The following is a 22138-nucleotide window of genomic DNA, read 5'->3' on the forward strand; positions in this document are numbered from 1 at the left end:
TCGCCCTCTCTAGATTGTTCGTCTCGCTTGGTAGATCAATAGACGATATTTAACCAGCATGCAGAATCGGCGAGGCGGTGTCATCGCCGCAGTTGGAGGGGAACTTGGGCAGGCGACGGCAGGGCGAACCAGAAAACGGCAGGGCGGCGGCCGAAGCATCGGAGCAGGTCGTCAGCGAAAGCCGGACCGACCGCCTCAGGATCCGCGCCGCCTGGATGTATTTCGTCGAGCAGATGACGCAAAACGAGATCGCCGACGTGCTCGGCGTCGGCCGCGTCACTATCGTGCGCATGCTGGCGGAGGCGAGGGCGCGCAATGAGGTGAAGATCACCATCGAGAGCGAGCTTTTGGAGATCGTGCGGCTGGAGCGCGCGCTGGAAAGGACCTTCGGCCTGCAGCAGGCACTGGTCGCGCCGCTCTCCGACCCCAAGGCCGATCCGATCCCGGCGATCGCCGCCAAGACCGGCATGTTCCTGTCCGATGCGATGAAATCCGGCATGCGGGTCGGCGTCGGCTGGGGCGTGACGTTGTTCAACACCTTGCCCTTCATCAGCGCCAAATCGCTCACCGATTTCAGCGTGATTTCGCTGCTTGGCGGCGTTGGCATCGCGCGGCGTGTCAATCCGGCGGAATTCGCCTGGCGCTTTGCCCAGATCTTCCAGGGCGACGGCTATCTGATGCCGACGCCGGCCGTCGTCGACAGCGTCGAGACCAAGATCGCACTGGTTGAGCGCTGCGGCCTGCAGGAGATCTTCGAGATGGCCGACGCGCTCGATGCCGTGCTGCTCAGCGTCGGCGGCATCGCTTCGGCCACCACCTTCTCGCGCGGCGGCTTTCTCAAGGAAGCGGACCGCGAGGCCCTGCTGGCGCGCGGCGCCGTCGGCGACCTCCTGTTCCATTTCTACGACCGCAACGGCGATCTGGTCGACCATCCCGTCAACAGCCACGTGATGTCGGTGGATGTCGACCGCCTGCGCAAGGCGCCGATCCGCATCCTCACCTCCGGCGGTGAGGAGAAGACCGACGCGCTGCTCGGCGCCATGAACCTGATTGCGCCGACCATCCTGATCACGGACGAGGAAAGCGCGCGGCGCATGCTGGCGGCGCATGCGGGCTAATCGGCGGGCATAAGCTCGCCTGGCACGTTCGTGCCGCCTTCGCGGGGGATTTCAAGGATTTAAATGGTCGGAGTGGCCGGATTCGAACCGACGACCCCTTGACCCCCAGTCAAGTGCGCTACCGGGCTGCGCTACACTCCGGACCGGGTGGCGATGTATCGTGATAAGGCGGTGCGGGTCAACCGAATTCGGTGCCTATCGCGCTGGTGAATTCCCAAGGAGGGATACCGGCCTCGCGAGCCGCAATTCCCGCTGGTGCCGGTACTCCAGCGCGATCGCGCCCCAGACCAGGCCGAGCAGCAGGTAGAGATGGCGCCAGTGGTCGATGTCGATGAAGGCCCCGAGTCCGATATTGCCGAGATAGGCGACATAGGCGCAAAGCAGATAGGGCTGCCATGGCCGGTCGCGCAAAAGGATGCGGAAGCCGGCGCCGATCGTCCATAAGGTCAGCGTCAGGAACGAGACGAAGCCCAGCCAGCCATAATCCATCAGCGCCTTCAGCCAGATGTCGTGCGTGTCCTCGCCATAGATCGTGCCGAAGACCAGCGGGCCGATGCCGAACGGATGCTCCATCGCCAGTTGGAAGCCGATCGTGTAGCGGGCGAAGCGGCCGAGTCGCGCCGAATCGTAGCTCTGCTCGAGCTGCGCGCGCTGGGTGAACATATCCGACACGCCGGGCAGTTGCAGGATGATGAGGAAGGCGATGACCAGCAGCGCCAGGGCCGCGATCGTCATAACCACGACCCGCAGCCGGAACTTGCCGCTGGCGCTCTGCAGGAACAGGCACGCAGTGAGCAGCACCGCCGACACCGCGAACATGCCCCACGCGCCGCGCGAGAAGGAGAAGAAGATGCCGGCGGCGATGATGAGCAGCGGCACGGCCAGAAGCGGCATACGCGATACAGGGCCGGTCAGGAGCAGATAGAGCAGGTAGGTGCCGGGCAGCACCAGGAACGGGCCGAACACATTGGGGTCCTGGAAGGCGCCGGCGGCGCGGTCGTATTTGGTGAAGATTTCCGCGCCGGGAAAGGCATGAAAATAGCCGGCGATGCCGAGCAGCGACGTCGCCACAGCGGAGGCGACATAGGCGATGAAGATCAGCCGGTAGAGGCTGGGCTGGACCGAGGTCACGGAGGCGAAGAACACCGCGCTGAAAGCCAGAAACAGGGAGACGGCGAGATAGAGCGGCGTGTTGGCGAGATCCGCCATCTGCGTCAGGGCGATCATGCCGCCGATGTTCATCGTCACCAGAAGCACCAGCAAGGGCACGATCGCGCGCGAGATTCGAAGCCCGAACAGCGCCCAGACCGCGATCAGCCCGGCCATATAGATTTCGTAAGGCGCGGGCTCGCTGATGACGAAGCCGGAGAGCAGGATGCCGATGCCGATCGCCGCCGACGCGATCAGCGAAATCAGCTTGGCGTTGATCGCCGACGCCGGCAACTCATGGGCGACGGCGCTCAATAGGCGTTTTCCGTGTTGAGCAGGCGGATCGGCGTCAGGAACAGGATGCGCAGGTCGAACAACATCGACCAGTTCTCGATGTAATAAAGGTCGTATTCAGTGCGCATGCGGATCTTTTCGTTGGTGTCCATCTCGCCGCGCCAGCCGTTGATCTGCGCCCAGCCGGTGACGCCGGGCTTGACCTTGTGGCGGGCGAAGTAGCCGTCGACCACCTCGTTGTAGAGCAGGTTGTGCGACTGCGCGGCAATGGCGTGCGGACGCGGCCCGACCAGCGATAGCGAGCCGAGCAGCGAATTGAAGAACTGCGGCAGCTCGTCGATCGAGGTCTTGCGGATGAAGCGGCCGACGCGGGTGACGCGCGGATCGTTCTTGGTCACCGTCTGCTTGGCGGTCGGGTCGGACCGGTCGGCATACATCGAGCGGAACTTGTAGACCTCGATGATCTCGTTGTTGAAGCCGTGCCGCTTCTGCTTGAAGAGCACCGGACCCTTGCTGTCGAGCTTGATGGCGATCGCGGTGGCGAGCATCACCGGCGAGAACAGGATGATGCCGACAAGCGAGAAGACGATGTCGAAAGCGCGCTTGGCGACCGAATCCCAGTCGTTGATCGGCTTGTCGAAGATGTCGAGCATCGGCACCGAGCCGATATAGGAGTAGGCGCGCGGCCGGAACTGCAGCGCGTTCGAATGCGCCGAGAGCCGGATATCGACCGGCAGCACCCAGAGTTTCTTCAGAAGCTGCAGGACGCGCGATTCGGCGGTCAGCGGCAGCGACACGATCAGCATGTCGATGCGCGCGATGCGAGCGAATTCGATGAGCTCCGAGATCGTGCCGAGCTTCGGATAGCCGGCGACGATCGGCGGCGAGCGCTTGTCGTTGCGGTCGTCGAAGATGCCGCAAATGCGGATGTCGTTGTAAGGCTGCTTCTCGACCGAGCGGATCAGCTGTTCGGCGGCCTTGCCGCCGCCGACGATGAGGGCGCGGCGCTCCATGCGGCCGTCGCGCGCCCAGCGGCGGATGAGCCTGGACATCACGAGTCTCAGGCCGAAGATCATTACGAAGCCGACCACGAACCAGGTGCCGAACAACAGGCGCGAATAGTCTTCCGACGCCTTGATGGCAAAGGCGGTCAACGCCATCAGCGCGAAGCTGCCGGCCCAGACAAGCAGCACCCGGCCGAAATTGGCGAGCGGGCGCATCAGCGCCGCGATCTGGTAGCTGTCGGTTACGTCGAGCAGCACCACGGCCAGGAACGACGTGGCGGCGATCGCGAGCGGATATTGCCAGGCCAGATAGTTGAAGAAGCCGACATAATAGAAATAGACGCCGAGCCCCGACAGGAAGAGCACCGCGAACTCGACCATGCGCAGCACGCCGCTGACCATGATCGGCGACATGGTATCGCGCCGGTATTGCGAGGCGACCTGGCGCGCCACGTCGTTGATGCCGCCGGCCTTTTCGCTCTCGGCGGGAGCGTCGTAGTTGCGTACCGCATCCATGGAAAAGCGGTGCGCGGGGTCGATCTCATTCATGGGAACTGTCCGCGAGCTTCGCGGAACTGCATAGCAAAAGAGAGCTAAGAAAGCCTTGAAACAACCGGTGGTTTTGAAGCTGTCGGGCCTGCCGCGTGCCTACTTGTCCAGCGCGGCGAAATAGGCCTTCTCGATCTCGGCCGCCATCACGTCGGCTCCGAATCGGGCCTTGAGCTCATCCGTCTGCGGCATCGTCTTCCGGTACGCGCCGCGGTCGCCGAGGGCCGTTTCCATTTTGCCCGCAAGCTGCGCTGGATCCGGCCGGATCAGGGCAGGGGAGCCGTCGCCGAAGATTTCGGGAATGCCGCCAACCGCGGTCGCGATCATGGGCATGCCGGCGGCCAAAGCCTCGAGCACGACATAGGGCATCGCCTCCGCGCGCGACGGCACGACGATCAGCCCGGCCAACGCGAAAGCCTCTCTCGCCGGCATGGGCGGCAGGAAACGGACATGCCTCTTCAAGCCGAGTCGTTCCACTTGCGTATGGTAGCGCGGCAGGTCGTCGCCGTCGCCGACCATGACGGCGCTCAACGGACGGCCCAACGCGCTGCCGGCCAAGGCCAGGGCATCGATGAAGATATCCGGGCCTTTCAGGTCGCGCATCATGCCTATGTAGAGAAAATCGGCGGCATTCGCCGCCGTCGCCACGGGTTCGAATTCGGCGGCGCGCAGACCGTTATAGACAAGCATGTTGGGTATGGGCGGCTCGCCGACCTTGCGGCGGTAGGTGTTGCGCTCATAGTCGGAAACGAACAGCAGGCAGTCGGTGAAGCGCGCCATGAAGCGCTCCAGGCCGAAGAACAACTTTCCCGTCGCCGTCGTTTCGTCGTAGTGGAGGGAGCCGCCATGCGGCGAATAAAGGCGGGCAACGCGAGACCTTGACACCCGCAACAGTGAGCCGAACAGCCGGGCATAGGCGCCACCCTTGGCGCCGTGCCCATGCAGCACGTCCGGCCGCAATTCCTTGATGATTCTATAGGTGCGCCAGGCCGAGGCGAGGTCGCCCGGCCCGACATGGCGCTGCATCGGCGTACGATGGATGCCGAGCGCGAGGCTGTCCTTCATCGCCTCGAAGAACCGCTCCTCATAGTCGCCGCCGGTCGTCGAGTCGCAGACGATTCCCACCGCATGGCCGGCGGCGACCTGCGCCTCGGTCAGGTCGCGCACGTGCCGGAAGATTCCTCCGACAGGTGAGCGAAAGCAGTGGACGATCCTGAGATTCACCGCCACGACGGATTTTTCAGAACAGGCGTTCGCGGACGTAGACGGTGTCGCCGGGCAGGAGCGGATCAGATGTCAGCACCCGTCCGGTCATCACCTTGCCGTTGATGTCGCGGGTGATGTCGACGCTCTCCTGGTTGGCGCGCGGCGTGAAACCGCCGGCAATGGCGACAGCCTTTTGCACCGTGAGTCCCGGCACATAGGAATACTGGCCTGCGGCGCCCACTTCGCCCATCACGAAGATCGGCCGGTAGCGGTCGATTTCGACCGAAACGTCGGGGTCGCGCAGATAGCCTTGGCGCAGCTTGTCGGCGATCTCCTTTTCCAGCTGCTGCGCGGTGTGGCCGCGCGCCGGCACCGCGCCGACCAGCGGGAAGGAGAGATAGCCGGACTGGTCGACGCTGTAGGTGTTTGTCAACCCGTCCTGCTCGAACACCGTGACGCGGACGCGGTCGCCCGCGCCGAGCCGATAGGGCTGGTCGAGCACCTCGTGAAAGGCGGCGGGTGTCGGGCGGTAGCTCGAGCAGCCGGTGAGCAGCGACAGGGCAAGCAAAGCGCGAAAGAGGGAAGCAGTGCTTTTCATGACCGGCCAGGAACCTTCATCGCTCTTGCCGCAAGCCGCGGCACAACCCCAGGAAAGTGCGACCGTTATCATCCTGTTAGGGTTAATGGGTGGTAAAGGAGCGCGGTTCGGATCGCGTTGAACGGCAAAAAGTCAAATTGTTCTATTGCTTTCGAACAGTCTTCTTTGAGTGACCTCTAATAAGCATGCGTTCTGATCTTAACGGGTGAGTTACCATAGTTGTTTACGGTCCATCCTCGACTCAAAGTTCGGAGCAGGATGCATGTCCGTTCAGTCCGCGGCCGCAGATGTCGATGTCGATCTGAGACAGCTTTTCGCCAGTCTGGCGCGAAACTGGCTGCGCATTGTTCTCGTGACCCTCGTGGTCACCGGGCTCGCCTTCGCCTTGGCCTGGCTCGCGACGCCTTATTATAAGGCGACGGCCAAGCTGGAGATCGGCACGCGCGAATCGGAATACACCCGGCCGCCAGGCACCAACGACGACGAAAAGCCGATTCTCGACGAACAGGGCGTGGCCACCCAGGTCCAGATCATTTCCTCGCCCGACATCCTCAAGCAGGTGGCGACCAAGCTCAATCTGGACAAGCTGCCTGAGTTCGACGAAACGTTGAAGATGTCGGCGCTCGGGCGCATGCTCGTTCTCGTCGGCTTGAAAAGCGATCCCTTCGATATTCCCCCGGAAGAGCGCGTGCTGAATGCCATGCACGACAAGCTCAACGTGTACGCCGTTGAAAAGACGCGCGCGATCGCGATCGAGTTCGCCTCGAAGGATCCCAAGCTTGCCGCCGAGATCGCGAACGGCATCGCCAACGCCTATATCGCCTCGAAGGGCGACGCCAAGCTCGAATCGAACGCCGCGGCCACCGACTTCCTGGCGCCGGAAATCGCCGACCTGCAGAAGCGGGTGAAGGACGCCGAAGCCAAGGTCGCGGCTTTCCGTGCCCAGTCCGACCTTCTGATGGGCGGCAACAATGCGGTGCTGCCCACTCAGCAGCTCGCCGAACTGTCGAGCGAGTTGTCGCGCGTGCGCGCCAGCCGTGCCGCCGCCGAGGCGAGTGCCGAGAGCGTGCGCCGGGCGCTGCAGAACGGTGGTTCGCTGGACAGCGTGCCGGAAGTCCTGTCTTCCGAGTTGATCCAGCGCCTGCGCGAGCGCCAGGTGGAGCTCCGGGCCAACATTGCCGATCTTTCCACGACGCTGCTGGACAACCATCCGCGCATCCGGGCGCTGAAGTCGCAGCTCGCCGATCTCGACGGCCAGATCCGCAACGAGGCTCAGAAGATCATAAGGGGGCTGTCGGCCCAGGCTCAGACGGCCAAGGCCCGCGAGGACCAACTGGTCGCGGACGTCAACACGCTGAAAGCCGCCTCGGCGCGCGCCGGCGAGCAGCAGGTGCAGTTGGATGTCTTGCAGCGCGACGCGAACGTTCAGCGCCAACAGCTTGAATCCTATATGGCAAGTTACAATGCGGTGGTCTCGCGCAAGGATCGCAGATACTCGCCCGTCGCGGCGAGCCTGATTGCGAGCGCCCAGGTGCCGTCCCAGCCCTATTTTCCGAAGATAGGGCCGATCACCGGGGCCGCTGCCGCCGCTTCGCTGCTGCTGATGGCGATCGGCACGCTGCTTGGCGAACTGTTCTCGGGTCGCGCCATGCGTCCGGCCGCCGGCGCCCGCTTCACCGATATCGAGCAGGTGGCGATGCCTGCGGCCAGGGTCGAACCCACAGTCGCCGAGAAACATGATGGGGGTCGGGCTTTTGGGCCTTACGAGCAAGGCGCGGCAGGATATTCAATCGCTGAAGCGGAGCTCCCGACACCGCCCGAGAGCGGGCCGACGGAGGATCGTGCAACCGCAGTGGAAGCCTCCGAGCCAAGCGAATCGATGCCTGAGCCAAGGCCGTCCAGGCTGGGCGAAATCGATGTCGAAAAGGCCGCGGAGAAGCTGATTGCCTCTGGCGCCGCGCGCGCGATCTTCGTCTCGCCGGAAGGCGACGAGGCGGCCGCGTCCGCCGTGCTCGTGGCGCGCGAAGTATCCGACGCCGGCCTGCGTGTGCTGCTGCTCGATCTGACCGCGTCGGGTGCTGCGTCGCGGCCGATGCTGGACTCGGGCCTGTTCCCGGGTATCACCAATCTGCTCGCTTCCGAAGCGCAGTTCAGCGATGTCATCCATCCCGATCTCTATTCGGATGCGCATGTTATTCCGGTCGGCACCGCCGATCCGGTCCGCGCCATGCGCGCCGCCGACAGGCTGCCCATCATCATGCAGTCGCTGACCACCGCCTACGACCTCGTCGTGGTCGAATGCGGCGCGGCCGATGCTCACGGCATCAGCCGCCTGGTCGGCGAGGGCACCGAAGTCTTCTTGTCGATGCTCGAAGCCGACGACCAGGTGACGCAGGCCGCGGTGAAGCTGATCGAGAACGGCTATCCGGACGTCACGCTGGTCACACCGGTCGGCCATGAACCGCCGGGAACGCCGGTGCCGGGCAAGCGGTCGGCCGCCTAAGCATGGCGAAAGTGCGACACTGCTGAAGCCGCGTCGTCCGTTTGAAGCGTGATGATCAGTTATCGTCCTCGGCTGTGGCAGGTGCTGCCTGTCCGGCAGCCTTGCGGCGCAGCATCTTGGTCAATTTCCAGACCGTCGGATTGTTCTTGATGAAGGCCTTCGCCCGCGCGCCTTGCCGCAGCGCTGTCGCCAGCACCCGGCCCTTTAGCGTCAGCGGCGCAAGCACCTCGAAATGCCGGACCTCGATATCGCACCAGAGCCGTTTGTAAGGCTCGTCGCCAACCGAGAAGTCGTAGACGTCGAAGCCAAGCTCGCAGGCTTGCTGGATGTTGTCGAAGAACAGGAAATCGCCAGGGCTGGTGAAGGCGAGATCGTCGTCGGCGATGGCGCCGAATTCGCAGATCAGCCGCTTGCCGGACCGGCTGGAGCCGGTGACGGCGCGCAGTTTTCCCGCCACCTCCAGGCCATGCAGCAGGAAGGGCGGCTTTTCCTCGGACAGCGCGTCGGTAAACAGCGCCCGGAAGAAGTCGCGTACGTGGCTGTCGCCGAAGACATTGGCGATGCCCATCTTGGCGAAACGCACTTCCTTCATCTCGAAGAAGGCATCGAGCAGCCTGTCGACCTCCTTGCGGGTGCGGGCCTCGATGCGGCGGAAGGTTCCGACAGCCTCGAACTTGCGCGTCTGCGAGCGGTGCTTCTTGCGCTTGCGCTTGCCGCTCGCACGCGACAGCAACGCGTCGAACCCGCCGTCGAGATCGACCGCCAGAGCGAGGTTCGGACTTGGGAAGCCGGGGAGCATGGCAAGCGGATTGGCGACGCCATCGAGGTCGGGCAGCAGCCTTTCCAGCGAGATCAGGTCGATGTCCGGCCGCGCTCGGGCGATTGCCTTGAGCATTGCGCGGATCGCCAGGGCGTCGATGGCGGGCAGGAAACGCGGATCGGCGGCGGCGAAATTGCCGTTGGCGTGCCGACCGCCGGCGAAACGGGCAACCTTGAACGGGCCGCGTCGTACCACTTCCAATGCGAGCGAAAGCGCCGGGCGGCCGTCGCAGGCAAGCGTGGCGACAACCATGTCGGCGCCGGTTGCTGTCGCCCAGTTGCTCACCCAGGATGCGCTTTGCGCCGGCGCGAACAGCGCCGAAGCGCAGAATTGAACGTAACCGGCAAGACCGGCGCCGTCGCTTGCGGTCGCAGCCCACCGGCTCGGATAGGCTCCAATCGGTCGCGCGGAAACCTCGTTGGCCGCGACCCGGTTGCCGTCAAATGACGCGGCGGCGTCAACCATCCCTCAATCCTTAAGACGTATTGGTTCCGACTTGGGGGTTCGCATAGGCGAATGTCATGCTTCGTTGAGCCTAGGCGCAAAAGGTGAAGGAATGATCGACGGGGGCGAGGCAATCCGGAAACTGGCGTTGAACCTTGCCCGCTACTCCGGTCTCGCGCCCTTGGCGCGGCCGTTCGTCGGAGGCATCGGCGCGATCCTGATGCTGCACCGCGTCACCGCCGCACCGGAGAAGCCGAACAGCGTCAATCGGCATCTGAACATCGCTCCCGCCTTCCTCGACAGGTTGATCGCGGACATGAAGGGGCGGGGATATGCCTTTGTTTCCCTTGATGAAGCGATCGAGCGCATCAGGACGGGCGGCAAAGGCGGCCAGTTCGCGACGATCACCGCCGACGATGCCTATCGCGACAACATGACCGAGGCGCTTCCCGTGTTGGAAAAGCACGGCGCGCCGATCACCATTTACGTCGCCCCCGGCCTAATCGACGGCGCCGTCGAACTCTGGTGGGACGTGATCGAGGATATCGTCGACACCAGTTCACGCCTGATGCTGACGATGGCGGGCAAGCCGACGGTGATCGATTGCTCGACACCAGGCAGGAAAATCCAGGCCGTCGCGCGGCTGAACGCCTGGCTGACGTTGGAGGTCTCCGAGGAAGAGCAGGGTGCGGTACTGCGCGATCTGGCCCGTTCGAACGGCTATCAATTCGGCGCAGGCCGCCCATGCACCTTGATGAATTGGGATGAGCTCCGCGCCATGGCCGCCCACCCGCTGGTGACCATCGGCGCCCACACCGTCAATCATCGGAACCTGAAGCGGCTGTCCGAAGCCGACGCCCGCCATGAAATCGGCGACGTCCGGCGTATCCTCAGGGAAAAGCTCGGCGAGGAGCCTCGCCATCTGGCTTACCCCTATGGCTATGCCAGGGCCGTCGGCTGCCGCGAGGTGGGCTTTGCCCGCGACGCGGGCTATGCCTCGGCGGTAACCACGCGGCATGGCGTGCTGCGCGCCCAGCATGCCGGCTTCCTGCACGCGCTGCCGCGCATATCCGTCAACGGCCGATACCAGAGCCTGGCGCATATCCGCACGATGCTGTCCGGCATCACGACGCCGCTCGCCAATGCCGGCAAGATGGTGGTCACCGTCTAGCCGGCATCCATCGTCAGCACCTATGGAAGTATCGGTAAGTGTCCGGCGCGCTCATCCATTTGAAGTTCGCCGAGAGTCCGCCATGCGCGTTGATCCACCCCCTGATGTCGGATGCATAGGCATTCCAGAGCATCCCGGTCGCGTCGGTGCGGTGTGCCAGGTGGAAGCCGAAGCTCGCCGCCGGCGTCACGCAGATGCGGCTGCGCGGAATATAGCCGAGCAGCACGGTGCAGGCCGACTGGCACTTGCCGACAATCCGCACATCGACGCCGCGGGCGGCAAGCGCCTTCCAGCGCCGGCTGTAGGCGGCGACGCTGCCGCCATGTGCGTCCGAGACATTGATGGTTTCCGCTGTCGCGATCGAAGCGGCGAACGAGCCGATCAGAACGATCAGCATCGCGAACATGGTTCTCAGCATGCCAAGCCTCCCTGCCAAGTTATGGTGAGGCAAGGTAGGCGCGCGCCCGATCACGTCTGAATCACATTCGCGTTTTGCCTGACGTCGGCGAGGGTCAGCCCTTCGGGCGCGGCTCGATGATCAGCCATTTGATGATTGCCATCGCCGGCAGAACCCAGAGAAAGCCGCTGAGCAGGAAGAACAGGAGATGCGCCGTGGGCCCGTATTCGGCAAGCCTGGTGACCGCGACGGCGGACGCGATCAGCGCATAGATGACGACCAGCGCCACCAGCAAGATGGTTCCGATCAGCTTTTTCAGGCGAATGGGCATGTCGCGGTTCCGTTGACCCGCCCCGCTTAGGCCGAATGAAGAAAGCGCGCAACCGTCGCAGCGCGGCGCGACGGCGTGCCGCGCTGTCCAGTCTTGCCAGTTGAGCGGCCTTGGTCCACCAATCGCGCGTTTCAACCACCGGGAAAGCGAAATGGCTGCCATCACCGCTACAGCCCCCTATGCCGCACGCGACCGCGACCTCCACAACCGCGCTTTGGTGCGCGGCTGGCTCTATGTCGTGCTGCTGGTGCTGTTCGCGCTGGTGCTGGTCGGCGGTTCCACCCGTCTCACCGGCTCGGGGCTGTCGATCACTGAGTGGCAGCCGATTCACGGTGTCATCCCGCCACTCAACGAGGCCGAATGGCAGGAAGAGTTCCAGCGCTACCAGCAGATCCCGCAATATACCGAGATTAACAAGGGCATGAGCGTCGCGGACTTCAAGTCGATCTTCTGGTGGGAATGGGCGCACCGCATTCTGGCGCGCAGCGTCGGCGTGGTCTTTGCCGTGCCGCTGCTATTCTTCTGGGCGACGCGCCGGATCGAACGCGGCCTCGGGCCGAAGCTCATCGGCATCCTTCTGCTCGGCGGATTGCAAGGCGCCATCGGTTGGTGGATGGTGGCTTCCGGCCTTGTCGACCGTGTTTCGGTCAGCCAGTACAGGTTGGCCACGCATCTGACGCTTGCCGCGTTGATCTTCACCGCCACCATGGTGGTCGCGCGCGGGCTGGCGCCGCATTCGGAGCCCGCCGCCGACCGGTCGACGCAGCGGCTCGCCGGCTTCATCGTGCTTTTGGCGCTGTTCCAGATCTATCTCGGCGGGCTGGTCGCCGGGCTGCATGCGGGCCTTTCCTACAACACATGGCCGCTGATGGACGGAAAGGTGATCCCGTCCGATCTGCTTCTCCTGAAACCCGCCTGGCTGAACTTCTTCGAAAATCCGAAGACGGTACAGTTCGTCCACCGGCTGGGCGCTTATACCATCTTTGTCGTGGCGCTCTGGCATATGATCGCGACGTGGCGGCGCCAGACCGGTACCACCCATGCCCGCCGGGCCACGCTTCTGTTCGCGCTGGTGGTCGTCCAGGCCTCGATCGGCGTCGGCACGCTGCTGATGCAGGTACCGCTGCACATGGCGCTGGCGCACCAGGCGATCGCGCTTGTGTTGCTCGGCTTCGCCGCCGCGCATTGGCGCGGCACCAAGGGCGCCTATCCGCTGCCGACCGAGATAAACGTCAGAAGTTGACGACCGGCGATCGGTACTTCGATCGAACCTTTCGAACGGCCTCGGCGACGGCCAGTTCCCGATTCTCGTCGACTGCGTTCTTGTCCTCGCGATGCCATGCGGCCGACAGGCAGCCATAGGCGATCGCATGGTCGAGAATGGCGCGCGGCGACTGTCGGAGCGTCTTTCCAAACGCTTCGGCCATATGCGCGATCCGGCGCGGATCGAGGCAGAGATCGTCGCGGTCGAGCGGATTGTAGAACATGTTGGCCGCATCGAAGCCAGGATCGCCGAGCACCCCCTTCGGATCGATCGCCAGCCACCCGCGCGGGCCGAAGAGGATGTTGTCGTGATGCAGGTCGCCATGCAGCGGCTTGATCTCGTGCGGATCGGCAAGCAGCCGCTCCGCGATGCCTGCGGCGTGGACATAGAGGCTGGTTCGCCCGGCAGCGCGGTCGGCCTTGGCCACCCGAAACAAGCTGACATACCGTTCCCGCAGCGGCTGCAGGTCGGGCGGAGGCGTATGCTCTGACGCCGACAGCAGCCTCGCCATCACGTCGGCGGCAATCGCGGTCGCGGCATCGTCGCTATGCTCCGCAAGATGCTCGGAGAGCAGCCTGTCGCCGGCATATTCGAGCAGCATGCGATTGCCGTCACGGCCGAGCAACCGCACCACGCCTTCGCCGCGCCGCCAGGCGAGGTAATGTTCGCCGCGCAACTCGTCCGCGACGTCGTCGAAGGGCTTCAGGTCCTTGACGATCGCCGGCGAACCATCCTCGCGCATCACCTTCCAGATCCGGCTGGAAAAGGTCTCGGCAATGAGTTTGGGAGCGCTGACCTTCCAGCGCTCGGGAAACGCTTGCATTGCCGCTCAGTGCTTGATGCCGAGCATCAGGTCGAGATTCTGCACCGCGGCGCCCGACGCGCCCTTGCCGAGATTGTCGTAGACGGCCATCAGCAGCGCCTGCGCCCTCTCGTCATTGGCGAACACATAGACCTTCATCCGGTTGGTGCCGTTATAGATCTCCGGATCGATCTCCGGGATGCGCTCCACATGGGTGTATGGCGCGACCTCGACCACGCCGCCCTCGATCGAGGCATAATGGTCGGCGATCGCCGCATGGAGTTGCGCGCCAGTCGGTACGCGATCGAGTGCGCCGAGCTGCAGCGGCACCACCGTGATCATGCCCTGCGCGAAATTGCCCACCGCCGGCTGCATGATCGGGTCGTGCGACAGCTTCGCATAGGTGCGGAGCTCCGGCACATGCTTGTGCTGCAGCGTCAGCCCGTAGGGCAGGAACTCGGGCGCGTCCTCGCCCTTGCCGACATAATCCTCGATCATCGGCCGGCCGCCGCCGGAATAGCCGGAGATGCCGTTGACGGTGACCGGGAAGTCGGCCGGCAACAGGCCGGCGCAGACCAGCGGCCGCAGCGTCGCGATCGGCCCTTGCGGCCAGCAGCCCGGATTGGCGACGCGTTTCGCGCTGCCGATCTTCTTCGCCTGGTCCTTGTCCATTTCGGCGAAGCCATATTCCCAGCCCTCGGCGACGCGATGCGCCGTCGAGGCGTCGATCACCTTGGTCGTGTCGTTCGTAATCAGCGACACGCTTTCCTTCGCCGCCGCATCCGGCAGGCAAAGGATCGCGACATCGGCCGCGTTGAGGAATTCGGCGCGGGCGGCGGTCTCTTTGCGGCGCTCGGTCGGGATGGAGATGATCTCCAGGTCGCCGCGGTCGGCAAGCAGCGCCCTGATCTGCAGGCCTGTCGTTCCGTGTTCGCCGTCAATGAAGATTTTCGGTTTCATCGCTTACCAAATTCCCTGCGATTCCAATATACTATATGGCGTGAGCATGATTTATCACGGCATGACTGCCGTTGTTCAACTCTTCCGCCCGGGCCTTTCGCTCTGCCAGCAAGCCGAGATAATGCATGGCGATGATCGATCCTGCGATTGCCGTTATATCGGCATGATCATAGGCGGGCGCAACCTCGACGATGTCGGCGCCGACGATGTCGATCTGGCCGAGCTGGCGCAGTGTCGACAGCATCTTTGCCGAGGAGGGGCCGCCGGCAACCGGCGTGCCGGTGCCGGGCGCGAAGGCCGGGTCGAGGCAGTCGATGTCGAAGGTGAGATAGGTCTTCTTGCCGCCGGTGCGCTCGACGATCGCATAAGCGATGTCGGAGGCCCGCATTTCCTCGACCTCGTGGCCGTAGAGGATCTTGATGCCGAACGTGCCGGGCGCATGGGTGCGGATGCCGATCTGGATCGAGCGGTCGGGATCGATGATGCCTTCATTCACCGCCCGGGCGACGAAGGAGCCGTGGTCGATGCGCTTGCCGTCATCCGGCCAGGTGTCCTGATGCGCGTCGAACTGCACGAGCGCCAGCGGCCCATGGATCGCGGCATGCGCCTTGAGCAGCGGCCAGGTGACGAAATGGTCGCCGCCGAGCGTCAACAGGAAAGCGCCTGATTTCAGGATCTTGGCCGCCTCGCGCTCGATCGTGCCCGGCGTCTTCTGGTGATTGCCGCTGTCGAGCAGGCAATCACCGTAATCGACCACCGAGAGGTGCTCGAACAGATCGCGCGAGAACGGATATTGCGGGTCGTTGTCGAGGATCGCCGAGGCGCGGCGGATCGCCTGCGGCCCGAAGCGCGCGCCCGGCCGGTTGGTGACGGCGGCGTCGAAAGGAATGCCCCACACGACCGCGTCCGCGCCCTTCACGTCCTTCGTGTATCTGCGCCGCATGAACGACAGCGCGCCGGCATAGGTCGGCTCGAACGACGCGCCCGTCTTGGAGCGGGCGGTGAAGGCGTGGTCGATCTCTTTGTTCGCCATTACGGATCCTCGGTGTTCATCGGGGCAGCCACAACTACAGAACCGGCACGCAACATGCCAGCCATAGCTTGCGGAAAGGAAGCGGCGCTCGGCGAGTGCCACGGCAGCACAGGATCTGTATCATTATGGCTGAGACGGCTCTGCTCAACCTTGCGCCCGCAGCCGCGGCGACCCGTGTCGGCACGATCGCCGGCGAGCGCTTCCTGGTGCTGGATTCCTGGCGCGGCATCTGCGCGCTGCTGGTGGCGCTGTTCCATTTCCCGACCACCTCGGCGATTTCGCAAAGCGCCTTTGTCGGCGGCTCCTATCTGTTCGTCGATTTCTTCTTCGTGCTTTCCGGCTTCGTCATCGCCAGCGCCTATGGCAGCCGACTGAACGAGCAGGACGACCTTGCCCGGTTCGCGCTGGTGCGCTTCGGCCGCATCTATCCGCTGCATGTCCTGATGCTTGGCGCTTTCGCCGGCTTCGAGGCGCTGCGGCTCGTCCTGCCGGCTCTGCACGGGACAGGTCCGGCACCCTTCACCGCCGGCTTCGACCTGAAAAGCCTCGTCGCCAACCTGTTCCTTTTGCAAGGCATGGGCGTTGAGGACCATCTGAACTGGAACGCGCCGAGCTGGAGCATTTCGGCCGAGTTCTTCACCTATCTGCTCTTTGCCGCCGTCGTCTTCACCGCCGGCCAACGCGCCTGGATATGGTTCGTAGCCGCCGCCGTGACGGCGCCGCTTTTCCTGCTCACGGTCTCGACGCGTCATATGGACGTGTCCTTCGATTTCGGCTTCATCCGCTGCCTTTACGGCTTCTCGCTCGGCGCCCTGCTCGCCTGGTTTCAGCACGATTCCATTGCAGGGGCGCGACAGGCGCTCAGCGGCGGGGCAGGGCGCCTGGCCTGGACGCTTGCCGAACTGACGATGATCGCAGTGATCGCGCTGTTCGTCTCCATTGCCGGTACCAACGACATCGGCATGGCGGCGCCGGTCGTCTTCGCTCTGGCGCTTTACCTGTTTGCGCATGAGGGTGGCCTGGTCAGCGCCCTGCTGCGCAGCCGGCCGATGCTGCTGCTCGGCTCGCTCTCCTATTCGATCTACATGGTCCATATCTTCGTCCAGGCCCGCATGATCAATGTCGGCGGCCTGATCGAGCGCAAGCTCGGGCTCGGCATCGTCGGCGACCTGATGCTGCGCGGCGACCACGCGACCGGCTTCGGCACCGGCTCGCCCTGGATCGGCTTCGCGGCTTTGATCGCGATGCTGATCGCTGTCATCGTCGCTTCCTGGTTCACCTGGCGCTTCGTTGAAATGCCGGCGCTGGCCTGGTTCCGGTGCCTCGCGAAGCGAATTTGACGGACTTCAATGCGAAACAGCTAGCCGGCTTCGTTCACCGGCCTGTCATGGGCATCGCCTAACCGGGTCCCGACCCGGAACGGAGCGATTCCCCGATGCGAACACTCTGGCTGAGCCTTCTTCTGTCCGCCGCACTTGCCGCTGTCTCAGGCCAAAGTTTAGCCGGCGAGACGCGCGCGTCCCAAATCCTCGACCGCTTCGAGCACGCCAACCAATGGCGCGACCACGTGATGATCGCCGCGCATCGCGCCGGCAGCATGCAGGCCGGCAAGACGCTTTATGCCGAGAACTCGTTGGCCGCCGTCGAAGGTTCGATCGCAATCGGCGCCGAGATCGTCGAGGTCGACGTCCGGCGCGCGAAGGACGGCACCTTCGTTATCATGCATGACAGCTGGCTCGACCGCACGACCACGTGCAAGGGCGAGGTGGTGAACTACACGCTTGCCGAGTTGAAGAAGTGCCGGCTGGTCATCGAAGGCACGGGCGCCGTCACCAACGAGACCGTGCCGACATTGCGCGAGATGCTGCTGACGACCAGGGACAGGATCCTGATCAACCTCGACAACAAGCTGGAGGTGACGGAGCTGCCTGGCATGATCGCGGAGGCGCGCGATCTCGGCATGGCCGATCAGGTGATCGTCAAGGAGAACCTCTGGAACCGGCAGCGCATCGATGCAGCGAGCGCTGCACTTGCCAAGGCCGGCGGCGGTTTCCAGTTCATGCCGATCCTCGCCGACGACGCCGTGCATGACGCCGCCTTCGCCGGTGAGGTCGACAAGGCTTTCGCGCCGCGCGCCATCGAACTGATCAACTGGCGCAACGGCGCCGAGACGCTGACGTCGACCGGCGGGCCGCTGTTCAGCAATCATATGCGGGCGGAAGCGGCCCGCGGCGATTGGCACCTTTGGGCCGACACTTATGCGATCGTCAAAAAGCCGGGCGGCTTCCTCGCCGGCGGCCGCGGCGACGAACTGGCCGTCGCCGCCAGCCTGCCGCGCGAAGCCTGGGGTTTCTGGGTCGACCGCGGCGCCACCATCATCCAGACCGATGAGCCGAAGGCGGCGATCGAATGGCTGGCGGCGAATGGTTATCGCGTGCCTTACACGACGGATACCAAGCCAGCCGAGCCGGCGCATACGGCGAGCATCAATTGATTGATGCCGGCGCTCCGCCCACCCGGTGCTTCGCGCCGACCTCCCCATCGAGGGGAGGTAGAGCGTCGTGCCAACCTGCCGTCGCTGCATGCCTGCGACATCCATGAATGCGAAACCAGCGTTTGACGCGCGGCGCCTTACCTCCCCTTGATGGGGAGGTCGCGCCGCAGGCGCGGGCGGGGCGACAGCACCGATCTCACGCCGCTTTCGCCACGCCGTCCAGCTCGTTCAGCACCTGCGCCGACAGCTCCAGTTCCGCCGACGCCAGGTTCTCCCGCAGATGCCCGACGGACGAGGTGCCCGGGATCAGGAGGATGTTGGGCGAGCGCTGCAGCAGCCAGGCGAGGGCCACCTGCATCGGCGTCGCTCCAAGCCGTTCCGCCACACCGGACAGCGTCGAGGACTGCAACGGGCTGAAGCCGCCGAGCGGGAAGAACGGCACATAGGCGATGCCGTCGCGCGCCAGTTCATCGATCAGCCGGTCGTCGTCGCGGTGCGCGAGATTATACTGGTTCTGCACGCAGACGATGTCGCAGATCTTGCGGCCTTCCGCGATCTGCGCGCGGGTGACGTTGCTCAAGCCGATATGGCGCACCAGGCCCTTGCGCTGAAGCTCGGCAAGCTTGGTGACCTGCGCCTCGATGGAGCCCTCCGCTGGACCATGAACCCCGAACATGATGCGCAGATTGACGACGTCCATCACCTCGAGGCCAAGGTTGCGAAGATTGTCGTGCACGGCCTGTTCGAGCTCATCGGCTGTGAAGGCCGGCAGCCAGGAGGCGTCTTCGCCGCGGCGGGCGCCGATCTTGGTGGCGATGGTCAGGTCGTCGGGGTAGGGCGCCAGCGCCTCGCGGATCAGCTTGTTGGTGACGTACGGACCGTAATAGTCGCTGGTATCGATATGGTTCACGCCTTGCGCTATCGCCTCGCGCAGCACGGCGATGGCCGCGTCATGATCTTTCGGCGGACCGAACACGCCTTTACCGGCTAGCTGCATGGCGCCGTAGCCGAGGCGACGGACCGAGCGGTCGCCGAGTTTATAAGTGCCGGATTTGTCTACGCTGGACATCGTGGTTCTCCTTCGCTGTCGACGACGGAGATAGGGCATGGCCGCTGTCCCGATAATCAGCTATATTCGGCACGGCTTGTGCGGAATAAAGGACAATGGCGACTGACCTCAACGATCTCCAGGCGTTCATGGCCGTGGCGCGCGCCGGCGGCTTTCGCGAGGGTGCCCGCGCCACGGCCGGCAGCGCCTCAGCGCTCAGTGAAGCCATCCGCCGGCTGGAAGCCCAGCTCGGTGTGCGGCTCTTCAACCGCACCACGCGCAGCGTCGCTTTGACCGAGGCTGGTGCAAGCCTGCTGGCGCGGCTTGGCCCGGCGCTTGGCGAGGTCGAGGCGGCGCTCGATGTGGTGAATGGCTTTCGCGACCGGCCCGCCGGCACCTTGCGGCTCAACGTGCCGATAAGCGCCTCGCGGCTGGTGCTGCCAAGAATCGTTCCGGGATTTCTCGCGGCCTATCCCGCCATTCGCCTGGAGGTGATTGCCGAAGAGAACTTTATCGATCTGCTGGTGGCCGGCTGCGATGCCGGCATCCGCTATGACGAGCGGCTGGAGCAGGACATGATCGCCGTGCCGATCGGACCGCGCACGCAGCGCTTCACCACCTCCGCTGCGCCGTCCTACCTTGACCGTCATGGTCGGCCGCAGCATCCCCGCGACCTGCTTGGTCATGCCTGCGTGCGCGGCCGCTTCCCGAGCGGGGTCATGACGCCCTGGGAGTTCGAGCGGGACGGTGAGGTGGTGCGGGTCGATACCACGGGACCATTGGTCGTCAGTATCGGCGGAGGCGTCGATCTCGCCATCGATGCGGCGATCGCCGGCGTCGGCGTTCTCTGGCTGTTCGAGGACTGGGTGCGTCCGCATTTCGAGAGCGGCGTGCTGGAACCTGTGCTGGAGCCGTGGTGGCAGGAATTTTCCGGGCCTTTCCTCTATTATCCCGGACGCCGTCTGGTGCCGGCGCCGCTACGTGCCTTCATCGACTACATAAAAACGGCAGGGCACTGGTGACGGAAACAAAAAGGCCGCCCGGAGGCGGCCTTTCGAGATTTGCTTCTCTTGGCGCTTAGCGCTTCGAGAACTTGGCCCCAAGCGCCTATTAGCGCTTTGAGAACTGGAACGAGCGGCGGGCCTTCGCCTTGCCGTACTTCTTGCGCTCGACCACGCGGCTGTCGCGGGTCAGGAAGCCGCCCTTCTTGAGCACCGAGCGCAAGCCCGGCTCGTAGTAGGTCAGCGCCTTGGAGATGCCGTGACGCACGGCGCCCGCCTGGCCCGAGAGGCCGCCGCCGATGACGGTGGCGACGATGTCGTACTGGCCGGCGCGGTTGGCCGCGACGATCGGCTGGTTGAGGATCATCTGCAGCACCGGACGCGCGAAATAGGTCGCGAATTCCTTGTCGTTGACGGTGATCTTGCCGGAGCCCGGCTTTACCCAGACGCGCGCGATGGCGTTCTTGCGCTTGCCGGTGGCATAGGCGCGGCCCGACTTGTCGAGCTTCTGGACATGCACGGGCGCGGCCGGCTGCGCGGCGACCGTGCCGAGTTCTGCGAGCGAGGAAAGCTCAGCCATTACGAGGCCCTCTTGTTCTTGGAGTTCAGCTTGGCCACGTCGAGCGTGACGGGCTGCTGGGCGGTGTGCGGATGCTCGGCGCCGGCATAGACGCGGAGATTCTTCATCTGGCGACGGCCAAGCGGGCCGCGCGGGATCATGCGCTCGACGGCCTTCTCGACGACGCGCTCGGGGAAACGACCCTCGAGCAGTTGGCGCGCGGTGCGCTCCTTGATGCCGCCGGGATGGCCGGTGTGCCAGTAATAGACCTTGTCGGTGTACTTCTTGCCGGTGAACACCACCTTGTCGGCATTGATGACGATGACGTTGTCGCCATCATCGACATGCGGGGTGAAGGTAGGCTTGTGCTTGCCGCGCAGATGGTTGGCGATGACAGTGGCCAGACGACCGACGACGAGACCCTCGGCGTCGATCAGCACCCACTTCTTCACCACATCCGCAGGCTTCTGCGAAAAGGTAGCCATGGTTTTCTCTCACGTTGGACCTTCCAGACCCGAAGGAAAGAAGGCGTTTCTTGTTGCTTGGATTGACGGGAAAGCCGGAGCCACCGCCAATAACAAAACGGCGGCCTTTGTGGGCCGCTGCTTCGCGAGGGCTTATAGGCGAGGGCGTCTGACGCGTCAAGTATCAGCTACGGCCTAAGACCGCAAAAATCTATTTAAATTCAACGGCTAACGAGAATGGTATTATTTTACCACATATGCGGTAACTTTCTCTCGTTCACCGCCGCCCGGCCACAGCGGCAAGAAGGAGCCTGGCGCCGATGGCGACCATCAAGGCTCCTGCCAACCTTTCCTGCCAAACGAGGAACGCGCCTCGGCGCGCCAGCCAACCGCCGACCGCGCCAGAGGTCAACGCAACCGCGCTGAGAACAACCAGTCCCATCATCTTCATGGTCGTGCCGAGAATGATGAACTGCAGCGCAGCCGAGCCGCCCCAGGGATGGACGAATTGCGGCAGCACCGCCAGCATGAAAGCGAGCGTCGTCGGATTGGTGAGATTGCATATCATGCCTTGCCGGAAAGCGGCCGGGATGCCGCTCGTCTTGGCAAAGGCAGACACACCGCCATCTTCGCCCAGTCGACGCGCCAACAGGAATTTGATCCCGATGGCGATCAGATAGATGGCGCCGACGATCTGAAGGAAGCTGTAAAGAGATGGGGAGGATGTGATCAGCGAGGCAAGTCCCATTGCCAGCAACGGAATCTGGACGACGCCGGCCGACACGCAGCCCGCTGCGGTCGCCAAGGCGTGGCGCCAGCCTTGCCCGACGCCGCGGCTGATCACCAGCATCATGTCGGGACCGACACCGGAAAGCTGATAGGCGAGCACGGCGCCGACAAAGGCAAGGTAGGTTGTAACATCGGGCATG

The 22138-nt window shown here is 64.1% G+C and carries 21 protein-coding genes and 1 tRNA gene; 7 read left to right on the forward strand and 15 right to left on the reverse strand.

Translation table 11 applies throughout. The features are described from left to right. The first annotated feature begins 104 nt into the window (after window positions 1-104). On the forward strand, window positions 105-1118 hold the full coding sequence (locus P9273_RS21975) for a sugar-binding transcriptional regulator (RefSeq protein WP_278050777.1): 1014 nt from the start codon (window positions 105-107) through the stop codon (window positions 1116-1118). A gap of 64 nt (window positions 1119-1182) precedes the next feature. Here P9273_RS21975 and P9273_RS21980 read toward each other — a convergent pair. From P9273_RS21980 to P9273_RS22000, 5 genes are all read right to left on the reverse strand, one after another. Then, a tRNA-Pro gene (locus P9273_RS21980) sits at window positions 1183-1259 on the reverse strand. 54 nt (window positions 1260-1313) lie between these two features. Then, window positions 1314-2582 (reverse strand): O-antigen ligase family protein, encoded by a 1269-nt coding sequence (locus P9273_RS21985; protein WP_278050778.1) that lies wholly within the window; start codon window positions 2580-2582, stop codon window positions 1314-1316. Next, window positions 2579-4114 carry an undecaprenyl-phosphate glucose phosphotransferase gene (locus P9273_RS21990; RefSeq protein WP_278050779.1) on the reverse strand — a complete coding sequence of 512 codons (1536 nt, stop codon included), beginning with the start codon at window positions 4112-4114 and terminating at the stop codon, window positions 2579-2581. The genes P9273_RS21985 and P9273_RS21990 overlap by 4 nt, the downstream gene beginning before the upstream one ends. Window positions 4115-4213: 99 nt before the next feature. Continuing rightward, complete coding sequence (locus P9273_RS21995; protein ID WP_278050780.1) at window positions 4214-5344, reverse strand: glycosyltransferase; 1131 nt, start codon at window positions 5342-5344, stop codon at window positions 4214-4216. A gap of 10 nt (window positions 5345-5354) precedes the next feature. Further along, entirely contained in the window at window positions 5355-5918 is a 564-nt protein-coding gene (locus P9273_RS22000) for a polysaccharide biosynthesis/export family protein (protein ID WP_040983193.1), read from the reverse strand. 262 nt (window positions 5919-6180) lie between these two features. On the opposite strand from P9273_RS22000, the gene P9273_RS22005 reads away from it, so the two are divergent. Then, entirely contained in the window at window positions 6181-8421 is a 2241-nt protein-coding gene (locus P9273_RS22005) for a GumC family protein (protein WP_278050781.1), read from the forward strand. A 55-nt stretch (window positions 8422-8476) separates the two neighbouring features. Here the strand turns inward: P9273_RS22005 and P9273_RS22010 are convergent, their stop codons facing one another. Then, window positions 8477-9706, reverse strand: coding sequence for a GNAT family N-acetyltransferase (locus P9273_RS22010; RefSeq protein WP_278050782.1), 1230 nt, complete (start codon window positions 9704-9706; stop codon window positions 8477-8479). 91 nt (window positions 9707-9797) lie between these two features. On the opposite strand from P9273_RS22010, the gene P9273_RS22015 reads away from it, so the two are divergent. Then, entirely contained in the window at window positions 9798-10856 is a 1059-nt protein-coding gene (locus P9273_RS22015) for a polysaccharide deacetylase family protein (protein WP_336619401.1), read from the forward strand. A 13-nt stretch (window positions 10857-10869) separates the two neighbouring features. On the opposite strand, the gene P9273_RS22020 is transcribed toward P9273_RS22015, so the two are convergent. Together P9273_RS22020 and P9273_RS22025 are read right to left on the reverse strand one after the other, a co-directional pair. Further along, complete coding sequence (locus P9273_RS22020) at window positions 10870-11274, reverse strand: hypothetical protein (protein WP_278050784.1); 405 nt, start codon at window positions 11272-11274, stop codon at window positions 10870-10872. Window positions 11275-11368: 94 nt separating this feature from the next. Next, window positions 11369-11584, reverse strand: a complete 216-nt coding sequence (locus tag P9273_RS22025; protein ID WP_040999884.1) for a DUF2842 domain-containing protein — start codon at window positions 11582-11584, stop codon at window positions 11369-11371. A gap of 151 nt (window positions 11585-11735) precedes the next feature. On the opposite strand from P9273_RS22025, the gene P9273_RS22030 reads away from it, so the two are divergent. After that, window positions 11736-12827 (forward strand): COX15/CtaA family protein, encoded by a 1092-nt coding sequence (locus tag P9273_RS22030; RefSeq protein ID WP_278050785.1) that lies wholly within the window; start codon window positions 11736-11738, stop codon window positions 12825-12827. Here the strand turns inward: P9273_RS22030 and P9273_RS22035 are convergent. Genes P9273_RS22035 through speB form a run of 3 tightly spaced genes read right to left on the reverse strand, consistent with a single transcriptional unit; the run spans window position 12817 to window position 15643 of the window. Next, entirely contained in the window at window positions 12817-13671 is an 855-nt protein-coding gene (locus P9273_RS22035; RefSeq protein WP_278050786.1) for an aminoglycoside phosphotransferase family protein, read from the reverse strand. The two genes, P9273_RS22030 and P9273_RS22035, sit on opposite strands and share 11 nt — an antisense overlap. A 6-nt stretch (window positions 13672-13677) precedes the next feature. Continuing rightward, window positions 13678-14610: an N-acetyl-gamma-glutamyl-phosphate reductase gene (argC, locus tag P9273_RS22040; protein ID WP_278050787.1), complete on the reverse strand. Its 933-nt coding sequence runs from the start codon at window positions 14608-14610 to the stop codon at window positions 13678-13680. 31 nt (window positions 14611-14641) lie between these two features. Continuing rightward, window positions 14642-15643: an agmatinase gene (speB, locus tag P9273_RS22045; protein ID WP_040999881.1), complete on the reverse strand. Its 1002-nt coding sequence runs from the start codon at window positions 15641-15643 to the stop codon at window positions 14642-14644. Window positions 15644-15768: 125 nt separating this feature from the next. On the opposite strand from speB, the gene P9273_RS22050 reads away from it, so the two are divergent. Together P9273_RS22050 and P9273_RS22055 are read left to right on the forward strand one after the other, a co-directional pair. Further along, window positions 15769-16983, forward strand: coding sequence for an acyltransferase family protein (locus tag P9273_RS22050; RefSeq protein WP_278050788.1), 1215 nt, complete (start codon window positions 15769-15771; stop codon window positions 16981-16983). 95 nt (window positions 16984-17078) lie between these two features. Next, window positions 17079-18137: a glycerophosphodiester phosphodiesterase family protein gene (locus P9273_RS22055; RefSeq protein WP_278050789.1), complete on the forward strand. Its 1059-nt coding sequence runs from the start codon at window positions 17079-17081 to the stop codon at window positions 18135-18137. A gap of 196 nt (window positions 18138-18333) precedes the next feature. On the opposite strand, the gene P9273_RS22060 is transcribed toward P9273_RS22055, so the two are convergent. Then, window positions 18334-19206: an aldo/keto reductase family oxidoreductase gene (locus tag P9273_RS22060; RefSeq protein WP_278050790.1), complete on the reverse strand. Its 873-nt coding sequence runs from the start codon at window positions 19204-19206 to the stop codon at window positions 18334-18336. A gap of 95 nt (window positions 19207-19301) precedes the next feature. On the opposite strand from P9273_RS22060, the gene P9273_RS22065 reads away from it, so the two are divergent. Next, window positions 19302-20207 carry a LysR family transcriptional regulator gene (locus P9273_RS22065; RefSeq protein WP_278050791.1) on the forward strand — a complete coding sequence of 302 codons (906 nt, stop codon included), beginning with the start codon at window positions 19302-19304 and terminating at the stop codon, window positions 20205-20207. Window positions 20208-20295: 88 nt separating this feature from the next. Here P9273_RS22065 and rpsI read toward each other — a convergent pair whose 3' ends face one another. The 3 genes from rpsI to P9273_RS22080 all read right to left on the reverse strand — a co-directional run bounded on the left by rpsI (window position 20296) and on the right by P9273_RS22080 (window position 22137). After that, entirely contained in the window at window positions 20296-20766 is a 471-nt protein-coding gene (rpsI, locus tag P9273_RS22070; protein ID WP_040999876.1) for a 30S ribosomal protein S9, read from the reverse strand. Beyond that, entirely contained in the window at window positions 20766-21230 is a 465-nt protein-coding gene (rplM, locus tag P9273_RS22075) for a 50S ribosomal protein L13 (protein WP_040983169.1), read from the reverse strand. Before rplM ends, rpsI begins: the two co-directional genes overlap by 1 nt. Window positions 21231-21486: 256 nt before the next feature. Then, the gene (locus P9273_RS22080) at window positions 21487-22137 is read right to left on the reverse strand and encodes a LysE family translocator (RefSeq protein WP_278050792.1); all 651 of its coding nucleotides are present in this window, start codon (window positions 22135-22137) and stop codon (window positions 21487-21489) included. Window position 22138: the final 1 nt, after the last annotated feature.

Origin of the sequence: Mesorhizobium sp. WSM4935 (genome assembly GCF_029625735.1) — a bacterium.
Classification (GTDB): domain Bacteria; phylum Pseudomonadota; class Alphaproteobacteria; order Rhizobiales; family Rhizobiaceae; genus Mesorhizobium.

Bases quoted from the DNA above. Each gene is read 5' to 3' on its own strand.
- P9273_RS22050 (WP_278050788.1), top strand. From the start codon at position 15,769: ATGGCTGAGACGGCTCTGCTCAACCTTGCGCCCGCAGCCGCGGCGACC.
- P9273_RS22020 (WP_278050784.1), bottom strand. From the start codon at position 11,274: ATGCTGAGAACCATGTTCGCGATGCTGATCGTTCTGATCGGCTCGTTC.
- P9273_RS22000 (WP_040983193.1), bottom strand. From the start codon at position 5,918: ATGAAAAGCACTGCTTCCCTCTTTCGCGCTTTGCTTGCCCTGTCGCTG.
- P9273_RS22025 (WP_040999884.1), bottom strand. From the start codon at position 11,584: ATGCCCATTCGCCTGAAAAAGCTGATCGGAACCATCTTGCTGGTGGCG.
- P9273_RS22080 (WP_278050792.1), bottom strand. From the start codon at position 22,137: ATGCCCGATGTTACAACCTACCTTGCCTTTGTCGGCGCCGTGCTCGCC.
- P9273_RS21990 (WP_278050779.1), bottom strand. From the start codon at position 4,114: ATGAATGAGATCGACCCCGCGCACCGCTTTTCCATGGATGCGGTACGC.
- P9273_RS22055 (WP_278050789.1), top strand. From the start codon at position 17,079: ATGCGAACACTCTGGCTGAGCCTTCTTCTGTCCGCCGCACTTGCCGCT.
- P9273_RS22065 (WP_278050791.1), top strand. From the start codon at position 19,302: ATGGCGACTGACCTCAACGATCTCCAGGCGTTCATGGCCGTGGCGCGC.
- P9273_RS22030 (WP_278050785.1), top strand. From the start codon at position 11,736: ATGGCTGCCATCACCGCTACAGCCCCCTATGCCGCACGCGACCGCGAC.
- P9273_RS22060 (WP_278050790.1), bottom strand. From the start codon at position 19,206: ATGTCCAGCGTAGACAAATCCGGCACTTATAAACTCGGCGACCGCTCG.
- P9273_RS22010 (WP_278050782.1), bottom strand. From the start codon at position 9,706: ATGGTTGACGCCGCCGCGTCATTTGACGGCAACCGGGTCGCGGCCAAC.
- argC (WP_278050787.1), bottom strand. From the start codon at position 14,610: ATGAAACCGAAAATCTTCATTGACGGCGAACACGGAACGACAGGCCTG.
- rplM (WP_040983169.1), bottom strand. From the start codon at position 21,230: ATGGCTACCTTTTCGCAGAAGCCTGCGGATGTGGTGAAGAAGTGGGTG.
- P9273_RS22005 (WP_278050781.1), top strand. From the start codon at position 6,181: ATGTCCGTTCAGTCCGCGGCCGCAGATGTCGATGTCGATCTGAGACAG.
- speB (WP_040999881.1), bottom strand. From the start codon at position 15,643: ATGGCGAACAAAGAGATCGACCACGCCTTCACCGCCCGCTCCAAGACG.
- P9273_RS22015 (WP_336619401.1), top strand. From the start codon at position 9,798: ATGATCGACGGGGGCGAGGCAATCCGGAAACTGGCGTTGAACCTTGCC.
- P9273_RS22035 (WP_278050786.1), bottom strand. From the start codon at position 13,671: ATGCAAGCGTTTCCCGAGCGCTGGAAGGTCAGCGCTCCCAAACTCATT.
- rpsI (WP_040999876.1), bottom strand. From the start codon at position 20,766: ATGGCTGAGCTTTCCTCGCTCGCAGAACTCGGCACGGTCGCCGCGCAG.